At 68.9% G+C, this 15,653-nt stretch carries 17 protein-coding genes and 1 pseudogene; 4 read left to right on the top strand and 14 right to left on the bottom strand.

Annotated elements, in window-relative coordinates:
- Position 1: 1 nt before the first annotated feature.
- The gene (locus EV649_RS37520; RefSeq protein ID WP_130388456.1) at positions 2–499 is read right to left on the bottom strand and encodes a MarR family transcriptional regulator; all 498 of its coding nucleotides are present in this window, start codon (positions 497–499) and stop codon (positions 2–4) included.
- Between the two features lie 74 nt (positions 500–573).
- On the opposite strand from EV649_RS37520, the pseudogene EV649_RS37515 reads away from it, so the two are divergent.
- Positions 574–1,395, top strand: a pseudogene (locus tag EV649_RS37515) (EamA family transporter); the annotation flags it as partial.
- 30 nt (positions 1,396–1,425) lie between these two features.
- On the opposite strand, the gene EV649_RS41865 reads toward EV649_RS37515, so the two are convergent.
- From EV649_RS41865 to EV649_RS37500, 3 genes are all read right to left on the bottom strand, one after another.
- Positions 1,426–1,566, bottom strand: coding sequence for a LuxR C-terminal-related transcriptional regulator (locus EV649_RS41865; protein ID WP_241999198.1), 141 nt, complete (start codon positions 1,564–1,566; stop codon positions 1,426–1,428).
- Between the two features lie 588 nt (positions 1,567–2,154).
- The gene (gene aroQ, locus EV649_RS37505; protein ID WP_130388591.1) at positions 2,155–2,592 is read right to left on the bottom strand and encodes a type II 3-dehydroquinate dehydratase; all 438 of its coding nucleotides are present in this window, start codon (positions 2,590–2,592) and stop codon (positions 2,155–2,157) included.
- A gap of 14 nt (positions 2,593–2,606) precedes the next feature.
- Positions 2,607–3,188: a TetR/AcrR family transcriptional regulator gene (locus EV649_RS37500; RefSeq protein WP_347233171.1), complete on the bottom strand. Its 582-nt coding sequence runs from the start codon at positions 3,186–3,188 to the stop codon at positions 2,607–2,609.
- A gap of 58 nt (positions 3,189–3,246) precedes the next feature.
- Between EV649_RS37500 and EV649_RS37495 the strand changes: the two genes are divergently transcribed.
- Complete coding sequence (locus EV649_RS37495; protein WP_130388453.1) at positions 3,247–5,220, top strand: AAA family ATPase; 1,974 nt, start codon at positions 3,247–3,249, stop codon at positions 5,218–5,220.
- A 3-nt stretch (positions 5,221–5,223) separates the two neighbouring features.
- Here EV649_RS37495 and EV649_RS37490 read toward each other — a convergent pair whose 3' ends face one another.
- From EV649_RS37490 to EV649_RS37460, 7 genes are all read right to left on the bottom strand, one after another.
- Positions 5,224–6,315, bottom strand: a complete 1,092-nt coding sequence (locus EV649_RS37490) for a Gfo/Idh/MocA family oxidoreductase (protein ID WP_130388452.1) — start codon at positions 6,313–6,315, stop codon at positions 5,224–5,226.
- 230 nt (positions 6,316–6,545) lie between these two features.
- Positions 6,546–7,637, bottom strand: a complete 1,092-nt coding sequence (gene aroB, locus EV649_RS37485; RefSeq protein WP_130388451.1) for a 3-dehydroquinate synthase — start codon at positions 7,635–7,637, stop codon at positions 6,546–6,548.
- Entirely contained in the window at positions 7,634–8,134 is a 501-nt protein-coding gene (locus tag EV649_RS37480) for a shikimate kinase (RefSeq protein WP_130388450.1), read from the bottom strand. The genes aroB and EV649_RS37480 overlap by 4 nt, the downstream gene beginning before the upstream one ends.
- Positions 8,131–9,330, bottom strand: coding sequence for a chorismate synthase (gene aroC / locus EV649_RS37475; RefSeq protein ID WP_130388449.1), 1,200 nt, complete (start codon positions 9,328–9,330; stop codon positions 8,131–8,133). The genes EV649_RS37480 and aroC overlap by 4 nt, the downstream gene beginning before the upstream one ends.
- Positions 9,331–9,373: 43 nt before the next feature.
- Positions 9,374–9,784: a type II toxin-antitoxin system VapC family toxin gene (locus tag EV649_RS37470; RefSeq protein ID WP_130388448.1), complete on the bottom strand. Its 411-nt coding sequence runs from the start codon at positions 9,782–9,784 to the stop codon at positions 9,374–9,376.
- Positions 9,781–10,044, bottom strand: a complete 264-nt coding sequence (locus EV649_RS37465; protein ID WP_198682905.1) for a type II toxin-antitoxin system Phd/YefM family antitoxin — start codon at positions 10,042–10,044, stop codon at positions 9,781–9,783. Before EV649_RS37465 ends, EV649_RS37470 begins: the two co-directional genes overlap by 4 nt.
- A 49-nt stretch (positions 10,045–10,093) precedes the next feature.
- Entirely contained in the window at positions 10,094–10,294 is a 201-nt protein-coding gene (locus tag EV649_RS37460) for a hypothetical protein (RefSeq protein ID WP_130388447.1), read from the bottom strand.
- Positions 10,295–10,418: 124 nt separating this feature from the next.
- Between EV649_RS37460 and EV649_RS37455 the strand changes: the two genes are divergently transcribed.
- Entirely contained in the window at positions 10,419–11,528 is a 1,110-nt protein-coding gene (locus tag EV649_RS37455) for an ADP-ribosylglycohydrolase family protein (RefSeq protein WP_130388446.1), read from the top strand.
- Position 11,529: 1 nt separating this feature from the next.
- Here the strand turns inward: EV649_RS37455 and EV649_RS37450 are convergent, their stop codons facing one another.
- Positions 11,530–13,110, bottom strand: a complete 1,581-nt coding sequence (locus EV649_RS37450; protein WP_130388445.1) for an FAD-binding protein — start codon at positions 13,108–13,110, stop codon at positions 11,530–11,532.
- A gap of 181 nt (positions 13,111–13,291) precedes the next feature.
- On the opposite strand from EV649_RS37450, the gene EV649_RS40985 reads away from it, so the two are divergent.
- The gene (locus EV649_RS40985; RefSeq protein ID WP_157996386.1) at positions 13,292–13,732 is read left to right on the top strand and encodes a DUF3592 domain-containing protein; all 441 of its coding nucleotides are present in this window, start codon (positions 13,292–13,294) and stop codon (positions 13,730–13,732) included.
- 144 nt (positions 13,733–13,876) lie between these two features.
- On the opposite strand, the gene EV649_RS37440 is transcribed toward EV649_RS40985, so the two are convergent.
- Together EV649_RS37440 and EV649_RS37435 are read right to left on the bottom strand one after the other, a co-directional pair.
- Positions 13,877–14,584, bottom strand: coding sequence for an A24 family peptidase (locus tag EV649_RS37440; RefSeq protein WP_241999163.1), 708 nt, complete (start codon positions 14,582–14,584; stop codon positions 13,877–13,879).
- A 19-nt stretch (positions 14,585–14,603) separates the two neighbouring features.
- A complete protein-coding gene (locus tag EV649_RS37435; RefSeq protein WP_130388442.1) occupies positions 14,604–15,653 on the bottom strand; it encodes a DUF2330 domain-containing protein in 1,050 nt (349 codons plus the stop codon).

The following is a 15,653-nucleotide window of genomic DNA, read 5'->3' as shown; positions in this document are numbered from 1 at the left end:
CCTAGCCCCGCTTGTCCCCGAGCGACTCCAGCAACGTCCGCAGCAGACCTGCCAGTTGCTCGCGTTCAGCCGCCGACAGGCCGGCGAGTAGCTGCGACTCGGTGTCAATGTGTGTCGGCAGCACCTTGTCGATCAGCTCTAGGCCCTCGGACGTCAGGGTCACCAGCACGCCACGGCGGTCGGTCTCACTCGGTGCGCGCGTCACCAGTCCTCGAGCCTCCAGCCGATCCAGGCGCTGGCTGATTGCTCCCGACGTAACCATCGACGAGTGCATCAGCCCGGCCGGCGTCAGGCTGTGCTCGGCGTTGCTGCGCCGCAGGGTCGCCAGTACGTCGAAGGATGCGCGGTCGAGGTCGTGCTTGCCGAAGTTCCGCCGCAGCTCGGCGTCGAACAGCGCGCCGAGGCGGCTCATCCGCCCGATGATCCCCATCGGCGACGGATCCAGGTCGGGCCGCCGCGCCCGCCACTGCTCGAGCACCAGGTCGACGTGATCTGCCATGCACCCACCCTAGCGGCAGATTGCTTAGCGGTGAGGGACTTGAAAGTTTCTTAGCGCTGAGATACTTTATCTTAGTGCTAAGCAATCGACGCTCGACCATTCTCCTGACCACGGCGATCGCGCCGATGCTCTGGGGCACCACCTACGTGGTGACCACCGAGTTCCTCCCGCCCCACCGCCCTCTGCTGGCCGCGCTCCTGCGCGCGTTGCCGGCGGGCCTCCTGCTCGTCGCGATCACCCGTGTCCTGCCGCGCGGCAGCTGGTGGTGGCGCTCGCTGGTGCTCGGCACGCTCAACATCGGCGCCTTCAACGCACTGCTGTTCGTTGGTGCGTACCGGCTGCCAGGTGGCGTGGCTGCGACCGTCGGTGCGATCCAGCCGCTACTGGTCGCTTTGCTGTCTGCTGGTCTGCTGCGGCAACGGCTGTCGCTGCGCACCGTTTTCACTGCGCTGGCAGGCGTGTTCGGCGTCGGTCTGCTGGTACTGCGGGCAACTGCACGGCTCGACACGTGGGGCGTACTCGCGGCCGCCGGCGCTGCAGTTGTCATGGCGTTCGGCGTCGTACTCAGCAAGCGCTGGACGTCACCTGCTCCCCTGCTGGCCACTACTGGTTGGCAGCTCGTCGCTGGCGGGCTGGTGCTCCTACCAGTGGCCTTCCTGGTCGAAGGTGCATTCCCCGCCTTCACACTGCGGAACGTCGCTGGCTATGCATACCTGGCGCTGTTCGGGTCGGCAGTCGCCTACGCACTGTGGTTTCGTGGACTCCGGGAACTCGTTCCGACCGAGGTCACGTTCCTGGGCCTACTGAGCCCAGTAGTAGCCACCACAGTGGGCTGGCTGGCCCTCGCGCAGCACCTCACCGCACTGCAGGCAGTCGGCGGCCTCATCGTGCTGGTAGCCCTTGTGTTTGCACAGCTACGACCTGCGTCAGATCAGGCCTTCGCGCAGCGCATAGGCGACGGCGTGGGAGCGGTTCCTGAGCTGCAGGCGGCTGGTGACGTCGTGGAGGACGTTCTTGACCGTGCGCTCCGAGTAGGACAGCTCCCGGGCGATCTCCTGCGTGTCCATGCCGTCTGCGACCAGTCGCAGTACCTGGGTCTCCCGGTCGGACAGAACGGTGTGGGACAGTCCTCGCGGTGCCAGTACGTGCCGCTGCATCCGCGACACCTGACCGAGCAGCCGTCCCAGCAGGTCCGGAGGCAGGCTGCCGTCACCCACAGCGGCGGCCTGCACCAGGTGCACAATCCGGTCACCGGTCGCTTCGGTACGCCGTAGTACGCCGGAGACCCCCAGCTCGACCGCCGTCATCAGCGCTTCGTCGTCGATCGTGCTACCGATCAGCACAGCCCGACGGCAGCCCCGCTGCGTCGCGCCCCGCAGTACCTGAACGGCACCGGCGTCCAGCGAGTCGACTGCGACCAACGCAACCACTGGCGGGGCGGTGCGCTTGTCGGCCGACTGCGCGGGCAGCTGCGCTGCCAGGTCGGCGTCACCGATCAGGCTGATCTCCGGGCGCTGCCCCAGCGTGTGCACCAGCCCGAACTGCGACAGCGGGTCGAGTGCCTTGACCCAGACCGGAATACGGTGCTGCTGACCGAGAGGTTCCCCCACCTGTTGTGTCGTCACAACCATCTGATGCCCGAAAGGGCAGGTTGGTTATGAATCGAGGGTGGTGAGCGCGCGGAGCGCGAGCCGGTACGAGTCGAGCCCGAAGCCGGCGATGGTCCCGGTCGCCACCCCGGCGACCACACTGGTGTGCCGGAACTCCTCGCGAGTGGCCGGATTGGTCAGGTGGATCTCGATCAACGGAGCGGTCCGCTGCGCGATCGCATCCCGCAGCGCATACGAGTAGTGCGTGAACGCGGCCGGGTTGAGGACGACGGGAGTCCGGCCGTCCGCGGCCTCGTGCAGCCAGCCGACCAGCTCGGCCTCGTCGTCGGTCTGCCGTACGTCGACCTCGAACCCGAGCTCGGCACCGGTCTTCTCGCACACCCCGACCAGGTCCGCGAACGTCGTCGTACCGTACTTCTCCGGCTCCCGCGAACCCAGCCGCCCGAGGTTCGGCCCGTTCAGTACCAGCACCCGCCTGCTCACATCCGTCACAGCCATCACCCTAGTCGCTCGAATGCCACGTCAGCCTCCGCGACCGCGGTCGGGTAGCGCTCCGCGGCGGACTGCCCGCCGGAGATGGCCAGCCAGTTGCGGTAGGCGAGGATCCGCTGCGTCGACAGCAATTGCGCGGACAGCAACTCCGCGGTGAGATCACCACCGAGAACCTCGGTGAGCGCTCTCTCGTCGTCGTCCATGAACGCGCGCAGCCGGGTCGCGAGGGCCGGCGTACCGAAGACGAGGTTGTAGTAGGCAACGACCTGCGGGTGGTCGTTCAGCCCGGTCGTCGGCTCCCGCTCGGTGAGGCCGGTGCGGAAGTGGTCGCGCAGCACCTCGACCGGCGGCGCCGGCGACGTGCGGACGATCCGGGCCGCCTCCCGCCAGTGGTCCGCGATCCGGTGCATGACCAGGTCTTCCTTCGTCGGGAAGTACTTGAACAGGGTCGGCTTGGACACGTCGGCGGCGGCCGCGATGTCGGCGACCGGCACCTCGTCGAAGCCGAGCTCGAGGAACAGCGCGATCGCCGCCTGCGACAAGGCGTCGTGCGTCTGCTGCTTCTTGCGTTCGCGGAGTCCGGTCACAACGATCATGTTAACCTAGGCAAAAGATTGACCGGGTTAATCTTTCGCGGAGGGGTGGATGAGGGATCTCGACCAGGAACGCGCGTACGCCGAACGTTGCCGGGAGGCACTGCGGCGGATGGTCGCCGGCGCGCGGGAGAACGTGGTCGTCGGCGAGGACACCTGGGGTGACCGGTACACCGCCGAGCGGCTGGGCTTCTACCTCAAGACGCTGGCGCGGGACATGGGCGAGGAGGGCGACAACCCGCCGTTCTTCGGCGTGATCGCGTACGCCGACACGGACCCCGCGGCCGGCGAGCACCGCCGCCAGACGTATTACCTCGGCCGCCGGCACATCTCGGACGCGATCGGCCGCCCGCCGATGGTGATCGACTGGCGCGCGCCGGTGTCGGCCACGTTCTACCAGGCGTCCGCCGTCGAGCCGCGTGGGATCGACACCCGCCGCCGCTTCGGCTGGTCGGGCAACCGGCTGACGAGCTTCGAGGACGAACACCTGCAGACGGGTACACCGTCATCGGCCAGTGAGCTCGTACGGCGGGAGATCGAGCGGGCCCGTGTGGGTCCGATGCGGGACATCGTCGCCACGATCCAGCCCGAGCAGGACACGCTCGTCCGGACCGGCCTCGACGTCTCGGTCTGCATCCAGGGCGCACCGGGGACCGGCAAGACCGCAGTCGGCCTGCACCGCGCCGCCTACCTCCTGTATGCGCACCGGTCGCGGCTCGAACGCAACGGTGTCCTCGTGCTCGGCCCGAACCGGGCGTTCCTGCACTACATCTCCGCCGTACTCCCGACGCTCGGCGAGGTGGACGTGGAGCAGACCACGATCGAGCAACTGCTGGATCGCGAAGTACGGGCGGTCGATGATCCGGTGGCGGCCGCGATCAAGCACGACGTACGGATGGCCGAGATCCTTCGGAGAGCGGTCTACGGCCGGATCGGGCGGCCGGTACAGGCGGTCGTAGTACGGGACGAGTCGTACAAGTGGCGGGTCAATCAGCACGAGTTCGCGGAGATGGTGGCTGAGGCCGAGGCCACGACGTACCTGACCGGACGCGAGCGGGTGATCGCGCGGCTGGTCGCCGCGGTACAACGTCAGGCCGAGGCGCGCGGGCAGAACTGCAACGGCGTCTGGCTTCGGCGGATGGCGCGGGCGGTGACGCCGTACGTCGAGGAAGTGTGGCCGGGGTTGAAGGCGGACGAGGTGCTGGCCGAGTATCTGAGCGATCCCAGTCAGGTGGGCATCCTGACGGCGGAGGAGCAGCGAGCCATCGCGTGGTCGCGCCCGCGCAAGGCGAAGAGCGCGCGCTGGACGGCCGCGGACGCCGTACTGCTCGACGAGGTGAGCGCGTTGCTGGAGCGCTCTCCGACGTACGGCCACGTGATCGTGGACGAGGCGCAGGACCTCTCCCCAATGCAGTGCCGGGCGATCGCGCGGCGGAGCGAGCACACCTCGATCACAGTGCTCGGCGATCTTGCACAAGGTACGACGGCGTGGGCCGCTCACGACTGGGTAACGCAACTCGCGCACCTCGGGAAGCCGGCGGCGGAGATCGTTGCTCTGAGCACCGGGTTCCGCGTCCCGGCGACGGTCGTCGAGCTGGCGAACCGTCTGCTGGAAGCACTCGACGTCGCGGTCCCACCGACCACGTCGTTCCGCTCCGACGGCGAACTCACCATCACCCACGTCGACGACCTCGCGGCCGCGTGCGTCGAGAACATCCGGAGAGCGCTCTCTGTCGAGGGCTCGATCGGTGTCATCGCCGCCGATCACCAGTTGCCGGCGGTGAGCGATGCGTTGAAGGCGGACGGGATCGAGACGTCGGCGGCGGACGGTGACGGCCGGGTGGCCGTCGTACCGGCGAGCCTGGCGAAGGGGCTCGAGTACGACCATGTGATCGCACTCGAGCCGGCCGAGATCGTCGCCTCCGAGACCCGCGGCCTCAATCGCCTGTACGTCGTCCTCACCCGGGCCGTATCCCGGCTGGACATCCTGCACAGCCGGGAGCTCCCGCCCGAACTCGGGAGGTAGGGCCTAGTTGTTGCTCCAGGGGGCGCCGGGGCCGCCCATGCGTTGCGCGTACGGCGTACCGTGCGCGAGCTCACCGCGGCGGATCGGCTTGTCGGTGAACGCGGAGGCATAGATGGCCGCGGCGAGTTCGAGCGTGTTGCGTGCCTCGGCCAGCGTGACCGGGGTGGGTTCGCCCGCAGCCTTGGCGTCGAGGATCGCCGCGAGCTGTGCGGTGTGACCGCTCGCCACATCCGGCAGGTCGGTCGACCACGCGGTGGCGATCTCTTCGTGGCCGGGAGCGGGCGTGATGGTCCAGTCGGGGTTCTTGTACCCGTACAGGTGCTCCAACTCCACGGTCGCGTTCTCGCAGTCGAAGCGGAGCTGGGAGGTCTGGCGCGCGGAGACCAGCGAGTTCACGACCGACGCCACCGCGCCGTTCTCGAACGTCACGAGCGCCATCGATACATCCTCGGTCTGCGTCGGTCGCGCCTGCCGGGCGGCGAGCGCGGTCACCTTCTCCCACGGGCCGAGGATCGAGAGCAGCAGGTCGTACTGGTGGATCCCGTGGCCCATCGTCGGGCCGCCACCCTCGACGTCGAACGTGCCGCGCCAGGGCACGGCGAAGTACGCGTCGTCGCGATACCAGACGGTGTTGCACAGGGCAACCAACGGGCGTCCGAGGACGCCGTCGGCCAGCAGTTCGCGCAGCCGGACCGCGCCGGAGCCGAAGCGGTGCTGGAACACGCACGCCACCTGCGCCGCGGACTTCTCCTCCGCGGCCACCAGGGCATCGAACTCGTCGAGCGACAGGGTCGGCGGCTTCTCCATGTACACGTCGACATCCGCGGCGAGGCACTCGGCGGCCAACGGGACGTGCGAGTTCGGCGGCGTACACAGATGGACCAGGTCGACCTGGCCGGCGGCGAGGAGGTCTGTCAGGCTCGGGTACGTCGCCGGGATGTTCCACTGGGCGGCGAACTCCTTCGCCCGATCCAGATCGACATCGACGGCCGCAACCAACTCGGCCCGCTCAGGCAACGCCGCAACAGCCCGCGCATGCGAGGCGGCAATCCCTCCGGTCCCGACGATCGCGATCCGATACTTGCGCTCACTCATATGGAAAGCCCTTTCCGAGGCATCCCCAGCATCCTCCGCGCCCCACCCCACATTCCACAACCCACCGCCCGCCATCTGACCGCATCCGGACACCCCCACCCCCACAACCCACGCCACCACACACCTCGCCTACCCACATCTCGGGTAGCCGAGCCACAGCCCAGGACGCGAAGCCGTAGCACCCCGTGCGGGGCCGCGGGACAGGACGCGGGGGACCGCCGGGGTGGGGGTTAGGTGGTTTCGGTGTAGGCGGCTATTAGGAGGCTGGGGTCGGGGGCCTCCAGGATGGTGGGTTTTGCCAGGGCATCGAGGATTACGAAGCGGAGGCGGTCGGCTCGGGTTTTCTTGTCCAGTTTCATTGCGTCTTGGAGGTGGGGCCAGGCGTCGGAGCGGTAGGTGACGGGGAGGCCTAGGGACTCCAGGATGGTGCGGTGGCGGTCCGCGGTGGGGTCGTCCAGGCGGCCGGCGGCGCGGGCTAGTTCGGCGACGAAGACCATGCCGATGCTGATCGCGGCACCGTGGCGCCACTTGTACCGCTCGACGCGCTCGATCGCGTGGCCGAGTGTGTGGCCGTAGTTGAGCGCCTCGCGCCCGATCGGCCCGCCCGCGGTGGTGGTCCGCTCGCGCAGGTCCGCGCCGACGGTGTCCGCCTTCACCTGGATGGACCGGGCGATCAGCTCCTCGGTCGCGCCGTACGACGGACTCTTGGCACCGGCCGGGTCCTTCTCGACGAGGTCGAGGATCACCGGGTCCGCGATGAAACCGCACTTCACGACCTCGGCGAGGCCGCTGACGTAGTCGTTGACCGGCAGTGTCTCCAGAGAGGCGAGGTCGCACAGTACGCCGGCCGGCTCCCAGAATGCGCCCACCAGGTTCTTGCCCTCGGCCGTGTTGATCCCGGTCTTGCCGCCGACGGCCGCGTCGACCATGCCGAGCAGGGTGGTCGGGATGTGTACGACCTTCACGCCGCGCAGCCAGGTCGCCGCGACGAAGCCCGCGAGATCGGTCGTCGTACCGCCGCCAACGCTGACGATCGCGTCCGAGCGGGTGAAGCCGGCCTGCCCGAGGACCGACCAGCAGTACGCCAGCACCTCGGCGGTCTTGGCCTCTTCGGCGTCCGGGATCTCGATCGCGTGCGCGGTGAACCCAGAGCCGGTCAGGTCGTCGCGGATCGCGTCGCCGGTCGAGCGCAAGGCCCGCGGGTGGACGACGGCGACCCGCTGCACACCGTCACCGAGCAGGGCGGGCAGTTCACCGAGCAGGTTGTTGCCGATGACAACGTCGTACGGCGCGGCTGCCTCGACGCGGATCCTTGCGCTCACGAGAGCTGCTCCAGGATCTCGTCGGCGATCTGGTCCGGGGTCTTGCCGTCGGTCAGTACGGTCTGCTTGGCGACCTCGCCGTACAGCGGGCGACGGGCCTCCATCAGGTTTCGCAGCTGGGTCCGGACGTTACCGAGCAGCAGCGGACGCGCGACGCTGAGGCCGACGCGCTTGCTCGCCTCCCCCAGGCTGACGTCGAGGAAGATCACGGTGTGGCCGGCCAGGTCCGCGCGCGTGGCGGCGTCGAGGATCGCGCCGCCGCCGAGTGACAGCACCTCGCCGTCGCCCTGCAGCGCGGCCGTGATCGCCGCCCGCTCGAGCTTGCGGAAGTGCGGCTCACCCTCGTCGACGAAGATGTCCGAGATCGGTTTGCCCGCGTCGGCCTCGATGTCGGTGTCGGTGTCGCGGTGCGGTACGCCGAGCCGCTTGGCGAGCAGCGCCGCGATCGTGGACTTGCCCGATCCGGGCGGGCCGACCAGGACGACGACCGGGCTCACTCCCACTCCCGCGGGGTGATCGTCTTCGGCAGGTTCGCCAGGTACGACTGGTGGTTGCGCGCGGTCTCCCCGACCGAGTCGCCGCCGAACTTCTCCAGCGAGACGTCGGCCAGGACCAGCGCGACCATCGCCTCGGCGACGATGCCGGCGGCTGGTACGGCGCAGACGTCCGAGCGCTGGTGGTGCGCGGCAGCGGCCTCGCCGGTGGCGGTGTCGATCGTGCGCAGGGCGCGCGGGACGGTCGCGATCGGCTTCATCGCGGCGCGGACCCGGAGCGTCTCGCCGGTGCTCATACCGCCCTCGGTGCCACCCGAACGGCCGCTGGTCCGGCGGACCGAGCCGTCCTCGGCGACGATCTCGTCGTGCGCCTTGGAGCCCGGCGTCCGGGCCAGCTCGAAGCCGTCGCCGAGCTCGACGCCCTTGATCGCCTGGATGCCCATCAGCGCGCCGGCCAGCTTGGAGTCGAGGCGGCGGTCCCAGTGCACGTAGCTGCCGAGGCCCGGCGGGAGTCCGTCGACGACGACCTCGACGACGCCGCCGAGCGTGTCGCCGGCCTTCTGCGCGGCGTCGATCTCGGCGACCATCTGCTTGCTCGCATCCTGGTCGAGGCAGCGGACCGGGTCCGCGTCCAGCGCCGCGACATCGCCGTACGCCGGAATCACGCCGTACGGCGCCTTGACGGTGCCGAGTTCGACGACGTGGCTGACGATCGTCACGCCGTACGCCTGGCGGAGGAAGCGGGCCGCGACCTCACCGAGCGCGACGCGGGCCGCGGTCTCGCGGGCGCTGGCGCGCTCGAGCACCGGGCGGGCCTCGTCGAACCCGTACTTCTGCATGCCGGCCAGGTCGGCGTGGCCGGGCCGCGGGCGGGTCAGCGGCGCGTTCCGGGCCAGGCCGTCGAGCGTGTCCTGATCGACCGGGTCGGCGCTCATCACCTGCTCCCACTTGGGCCACTCGGTGTTCCCGACCTGGATCGCGCACGGGCTACCGAGAGTCAGCCCGTGCCGGAAGCCGCCGACGAACGTCACCTCGTCCCGCTCGAACTTCATCCGGGCGCCGCGGCCGTACCCCAGCCGACGACGAGCCAGGGCGTCGGCCACGTCATCCGTGGTGACCTCAACGCCTGCGGGAAGACCTTCGAGTACGGCGACGAGCGCTTGTCCGTGCGACTCGCCGGCGGTGAGCCAGCGCAGCATGCCCCGATTCTTTCACGCCGAGTTCGCCCTCCGGACAGCGGTCTCAGTTGTAGAAGGGGTTCAGCAACCGGACGCCGGTGCGCTCGACGTCGGCGGCGTTGCGGGTAACGAATGTCCAGTCGTGGACGAGTGCAGTCGCGGCCATCAGCCCGTCGACCAGCGGGAGCGGGCCGGCCGCGTTCAGACGACCCCAGGCCTCGGCGACCTCCAGGGACACCGGGACGATCCGGTCCGCATACCCCCGGACCAGCCGCTGCCTCCAGTCCTCGATCGAGGCGGCCTGCTTCGGGTCCCTGGCCGCGAGCCGCTCGACACCCTGCTTGATCTCTCCGACCACGAGAACACTCAAATACAACTGACTCGACCGGACCGAGCCGATCCAGTCCGCCGCGCCGGCATCTGGCGACTTCTTGCGGAACTCCGACACCACGTTCGTGTCGAGCAGAAAGCTCATTCGAAGTCGACCTGCCGCACCGGCTCGGTCGAGCGCTCGATCTCGAGACCGCTCAGATCTGGCGCCGAGGCCAGGAAGCTCTTGAAATCCACCAGTTCCACCCCGATCATCCGCCGGTAGTCCACGATGTCCAGCACAACAGCGACCTGCTGGCCATGCCTTGTCACGAACTGCGGACCGTCGGTCCGGACTGCCCGGATCAGCTCACTGAAATGCTGTTTCGCCTCTTGCAACTGCCATTGCCCAGCCGTAGCCGTCATGACCATCACCTCTGGAAAAGTCTAGACAGACTGGACAGAATCGTCAACCTCAGTCGCAGGCCGCGTTGTCCTCGGTGGGGCCGGTGCGGACGGCGAGGACCGCATTGAAGGTCTTGGCGATCGGGGAGTCCTCGCAGCTGGTGCTGGCCGTGGCTGCCTGACCGCCGGCGATCGCGGCGCCCGTGAGGGCGGTCGTGGCGAGGGCCGCCACGGCCAGACGCCCGGCGGTACGACGGAATGCGGTGGTCATCTTGCGCTCCTTCGACGATCGGTTTCTCTCTACCAACGACCGTAGAAGCAACGCGCACTGCGCGAACTGGCTCCAGATCCCGTCTTGGAGGTAGCGCTGGCACCACCCCCGATAGGGTCCTGGCATGACTCGGGTGGCTGAGGAGACGTGGCGGGCGCGGGTGCGTGGGTGTCTGTTGGGAGGTGCGATCGGGGACGCGCTTGGTGGGCCGGTGGAGTTCGAGGACGCGGGGTCGATCCTCGCGAAGCACCCGGACGGTCTGCGGACGTTCGTGGCTGGTGGGTGGCCCGCGGGGACGATCACCGACGACACCCAGATGACTCTGTTCACGGTCGAGGGCCTGATCCGGGCGAGTGTCCGGACCGACCGTGGGCTCGGCTTCACGGTGGCCGTCGTTCAGCATGCGTACGACCGCTGGCTCGACACGCAGAACCTGCCGGGCCCGAGCGGCGAGCAGGACGGCTGGCTGCTGGGCGAGCAGTGGCTGTACGCGCGCCGCGCGCCGGGCAACACCTGCCTGACCGCGTTGACCCAGGCCCGCAAGGGTGAGGCCCGGATCGCGCAGTACGGCGGCCAGGCGGTCAACGACTCGAAGGGCTGCGGCGGCGTGATGAGGGTCGCGCCGTTCGGGCTGCTGCCGGAGTACTTCCCGGCCGAGTGGATCTTCGACTCGGCCGCGACCGCGGCCGGGTACACGCACGGTCACCCGACCGGCAAGCTCGCCTCCGGCGCCTTGGCCGCGATCATCCGCGAGGTGTGCGGCGGCGCCAGCCTGGACGACGCGATCACCAGCGCCACAAACCTCCTGACCAAGCATGACGGCCACGAGGAGACCAGTACGGCGCTCGCCTTCGCCAGGCACCTAGCCGCGACGACACAGCCCGGACCGGTCACGGTCGAGCGCCTCGGTGGCGGCTGGGTCGCGGAGGAGGCGCTCGCGATCGCTGTCTACGCGGCCCTCGTGTACCCCGAACCCGACCAGTTCCTCGACGCTCTCGCACTGGCTGCCACGCACTCCGGGGACAGCGACTCGACCGGCGCGATCTGCGGGAACATTCTCGGCGCCCTCCACGGTGAGACGGCTCTGCCCGCAGAGCTCGTCTTCACCGTCGAGGGACGTCCGATCATCCTCCAGCTCGCCGACGACTTCGCGCTGGAGTTCAGCCAGGGCAAGCGGCTGCACGGCGACTACGGTCCGCACACCGCCTGGACCACCCGCTACCCCGGCTGGTGACTCAGCTCGGCTCGATAGAGAGCTTGTGGTGGAACACGTTGCGCGGATCCCACTTCGACTTGATCTGCTGCAGCCGCGGGTAGTTGCCGAGGTAGTACAGGTCGTGCCACGGCACACCCGACTTGTTGTACGCCGGGTCCGCCAGGTCCACGTCCGGGTAGTTGATGTACGACCCGGCGTTGATCGCGTTCGGCACCGGGACACCGCCCGTGTCGCGGTAGATATCGGCGTACACCTTCCGTGCCCACGCGAGGTTCTTGGCGTCGTCGGTCGCGTTCTCCCACGACGCGCTGAGCACCATCTTGGCGACCACGTCGCGTTGTGCGGCGGCGGTCGCGTCGGACGGCACGGTGTTCACCTTGCCGCCGTACGGGATCAGCAGCACCGAGGACGTCGGGCCGGTGTACGTCGTGTCCGTGAGCCCGCGGTACATCGCTACGATCTGCTCGTCGGTGTACCCCGTCTTCAAGTACCCGGCCTTGTACTTCCCGCGCCCCGGCGACGCCGTCTCGCCGATCGACCGCTCCATCGTGGTGTGCAGGAACGGCCCTTCGCCGACGTCGATCACCTGCGGTTTCGGGTCCACGCCGGCGACCATTGCGGCGTGGAACGCCTTCATCAGCTCCGCCGCGTTCGGTGCGGCCGCGTCGATCTGGGTGGAGAGCAGGAACTGCCCAGCCGACGAGTGCGTGAGGATGAACGGCGCGTAGAGCGTCGCGTACGACGAGTCCGCGGTGTTGTGCTGCTCGAAGAAGTCGAACCAGTTCCGCACCGTCCGCAGGAAGCCGGCCTGCGTCGTCGTCTTCCAGTCGTAGATCAGCAGGCTGGACCGCAACGCGGCCGGTGCCTTGGGCAACGATTCGCCCGGTGTCCGGCCGGACGACCCAGCAGACCGCATCAGGTACCGGGTGACGACGCCGAAGTTCCCGCCGCCACCGCCCGTGTGCGCCCACCACAGGTCGCGGTGCTCGTTGTCGCGCGTCGCAACCACCGACCGTGCCCGTCCGCGGGCGTCGACGACCACGATCTCCACGCCGTACAGGTGATCGACGACCGAGCCGTACTTGCGGGACAGCGGCCCGTATCCGCCCCCGCTGAAGTGACCGCCGACCCCGACGCCGAGGCATCCGCCGCCGGGCACCGTGAGGCCCCACCCGAAGAACAGTTCCTTGTAAACGGTTTCGAGGATCGCCCCGGCGCCGATCGAGAAGGCCCGGTACTGCGGGTCCCACGTCACCGCGTCGTACGTCGACATGTCCAGCAGCACCTCGATGTCGCTGCTGTCCACGAAGTCCTCGAAGCAGTGCCCGCCGCCGCGCACCGCGATCCGCTTCCCGCTGCGGACCGCGTCCTGCACGGCCGCGACGGCGTCCTCGGTCGACTGGATCACCCGCGCGTAGTCGGGTTTGCCGACGAAGCGGCGGTTCTGGCCGCGCTGCACGAGATCCTGGTAGCGCGCGTCACCCGGGCCGATCTTGGCGCTGGTGGTGATGGCGCCGGCCGCGGACGACGTACCAGGTATGGCGAGTGCAGCACCCGCGACGGCTGTTCCGGCCAGGAGACCACGACGACTGACTGGCATTGACTTCCCCTCCCGAGAGTTCGAATGCGTCCTCAACGACCCTAGGAAGGCGGGCAGTGCCCGCACATCAGCCATCTGGTGGAGTCCAGGACTCCCCTATCCGGCGTACAACCACTCGGAGCCGGCACGCGCCGATCGGCTAGGGTGCTGGACCCATAACCAAGAGTTGTTGGGAGATCGCGTGAGTTCTGGTTCCGTGATTGGACTGGTGTTCGGCCTTGCCTTGCTGATCGGCCCAGTCTGGGTGCTAGGGCTGTCCGCGCGCCGGCTTCGGCGACTGTCCGCATGGCCGCGAGCCCAGGGCACGGTTCGTCATGTCTGGACAACAACTCGCAGTTCCTCGGCGACAGGCACGTCAACGACCGAGAAGGTCGTCCACGCCCGGTATGAATTTGCTGATGCGTCGGGCCGGCAGCAGGTCGGGGAGTGCGCCTACCTGAAGGACCCGAAGGTCGGCGACCCTCTTGAGGTGATGTACAGCCCGGAAACGTCAGCAACCAACCAGCCCGTCTATGGGGGCTCGGTGATCTGGCGCACCATCACCTGGGGATTCGTCGTCATATTCGTCGGCGGCCTGGGCGTCTTTGTCATCTTGGCCGCACTCGGCGCTGTCTCGCTGTAGACGACGAGCCCCAAACTGGTTTGGGGCGTCCTACCCGCCTGAATCGGGCAGTAGCGCTCCCCGGTCGGAGGCAGGAGCCTCCCCGAACCGGTTTGGGGAGGCTTGTGGACCGCGATCCGTCGGGCGCAAGCAGCCTCGCACCCGTTATCCGGCGTACAACCGTTCCAGCGGGGCGCCGAGCAGTACGCCGGCCAGTGCGCCGACGAGCATGAACGGCCCGAACGGGACCATCTGTTTGCGGGTCATGATCCGGGCCGCGATCAGTACGATCCCGACGATCGCGCCGAGGAAGAACCCGCCGTACAGCCCGGACACGAACTCGCCCCAGCCGAGCCAGCCGAGTGCGATCCCGAGCAGGCCCGACAACCGCACGTCACCGAACCCGACGCCGCGCGGGAACGCGAACCACAGCACGTAGAACACCGCGAACCCGATCGCCCCGGCGATCGCCGCCCGCCGCAACGAGCCCCACTCCCCCGTCGCCAGCGCCGCGGCCACCAGCCCGGCCGCGACCACGAAGTATGTCGGCCAGATGATCACCGACGGCAGGAACCGGGTGCGCGCGTCGATGTACCCGAGCACCGAGCCGGCCACCACGAGCACCAGCCACGCGGGCAGCACGGCGTCCAGACCGAGCACCCAGCCAAGGATGCCGCCGGCCACAGCCGCGAGCCCGCCGCACCAGTACGCCGCCCGTCGGCCGGCCAGCGACGCGTACGAGACCTTGGTCTCGCCTTCCTCGAGCTCCGGCTCGGGGATGCTGCGCATCAGCCAAGGACCGAGCACGGACGCGACAGCACCGCAGGCGACCACGCCGATTCCCGCAGCGAGCAACGCGTTGTCAGCCGGCACGATCCACGACCCTAGACGACTACTTGCGGACGCCTGCGGCCGCCCGCCGGGCCAGCACGCGCGCGAGCACGATCGCCCCGCCGACCAGCAGCAGCACGAGTCCGGCGAGCACCGCGACCGTGCTCCAGAACCCTTCGTTCTTGGTGACGTACGTGATCCGCTGGTACTCGTCGTCGTTGGCCGCCTGGGCGAACGTGAAGTCGTCGGTGATCTTGCCCGGCTCGCGGTACGTCGCCGTGTACGCGGTCAGGAAGTCGGTCGGCTTGGGCAGCATGTCGGTGTCGACCCGGCCGGCGAAGAGCAGTTCCGGAGTCACGTCGGCATCCGGCACCTTCGTGGCATCGACCCGGTGCTCCGCCGCGACGTACACCGTGACGGTCTGGGTCGTGGTCGCACCCTTGCTGAGCCGCATCGGGTAGACGATCCGGTCCGACGCGAACGTCAGCCGCAGCGGCGGTGTCGCACCGGACAGACTCTCGCCGTCCTTCCTCGGCGCGAGCTTCACCGCGACGATCTCCCACTTCTCGGTCAGGTACGGCGTGAGGTTCGCGGCCAGCGTCGACGGTACGACGTACCCGTTCGTGCGCAGCCAGTCCGTGACCGCCGTACCGCTGGAGCCCCCGAGCCGCGTGACCGCGAACGGGCCGAGCGTCATCTGCTCCTTCACGCTCACCCCGGCTCCCGGCGCCGGGGCGCCGGCCGAGTCACCCCGGCCGCGGCCCAGGCCGAGATCGCGGAACGGCCAGTACGTCTTCTTCACCACGCGCTTCGGCTTCGACAGCTGGTCGAGCCGGTAGAACAAGTCGTTGTCGTCGCCGAGGTCGACCTTCGCGGCCGACGGGACCGGCATGATCCAGGCCGCCTTCTTCGACGCGCCGCGGACCGACATCGAGAGCGTGATCTGCTCGGTGCCCCCGGCGTACTGGACCAGCGCGTTCTCGCCGTACACGCGGGCCTTCGACTGTCCGTCCGGCAGGTAGCCGCCGCACGCACACGCCCACGCGGGCGTCACCCCGGCCGCGACGAGTCCGGCAGCCAGCACACCCGCGATCACACGCCAAAGCTTCAC

The organism is Kribbella sp. VKM Ac-2569 (genome assembly GCF_004216905.1).
Taxonomy (GTDB): Bacteria; Actinomycetota; Actinomycetes; order Propionibacteriales; family Kribbellaceae; genus Kribbella.
Note: the sequence above shows the minus strand (reverse complement) of the source record. Positions and strands in the feature narration are given on the sequence as shown.

Coding starts and splice junctions, on each gene's coding strand:
- EV649_RS37465 (WP_198682905.1), bottom strand. CDS start 10,044: ATGACGGCTACGGCTGGGCAATGGCAGTTGCAAGAGGCGAAACAGCAT.
- EV649_RS37490 (WP_130388452.1), bottom strand. CDS start 6,315: ATGAGTGAGCGCAAGTATCGGATCGCGATCGTCGGGACCGGAGGGATT.
- EV649_RS37450 (WP_130388445.1), bottom strand. CDS start 13,110: ATGCCAGTCAGTCGTCGTGGTCTCCTGGCCGGAACAGCCGTCGCGGGT.
- aroC (WP_130388449.1), bottom strand. CDS start 9,330: ATGCTGCGCTGGCTCACCGCCGGCGAGTCGCACGGACAAGCGCTCGTC.
- EV649_RS37495 (WP_130388453.1), top strand. CDS start 3,247: ATGAGGGATCTCGACCAGGAACGCGCGTACGCCGAACGTTGCCGGGAG.
- EV649_RS37520 (WP_130388456.1), bottom strand. CDS start 499: ATGGCAGATCACGTCGACCTGGTGCTCGAGCAGTGGCGGGCGCGGCGG.
- EV649_RS37470 (WP_130388448.1), bottom strand. CDS start 9,784: ATGAGCTTTCTGCTCGACACGAACGTGGTGTCGGAGTTCCGCAAGAAG.
- EV649_RS41865 (WP_241999198.1), bottom strand. CDS start 1,566: ATGGACACGCAGGAGATCGCCCGGGAGCTGTCCTACTCGGAGCGCACG.
- EV649_RS37460 (WP_130388447.1), bottom strand. CDS start 10,294: ATGACCACCGCATTCCGTCGTACCGCCGGGCGTCTGGCCGTGGCGGCC.
- EV649_RS37455 (WP_130388446.1), top strand. CDS start 10,419: ATGACTCGGGTGGCTGAGGAGACGTGGCGGGCGCGGGTGCGTGGGTGT.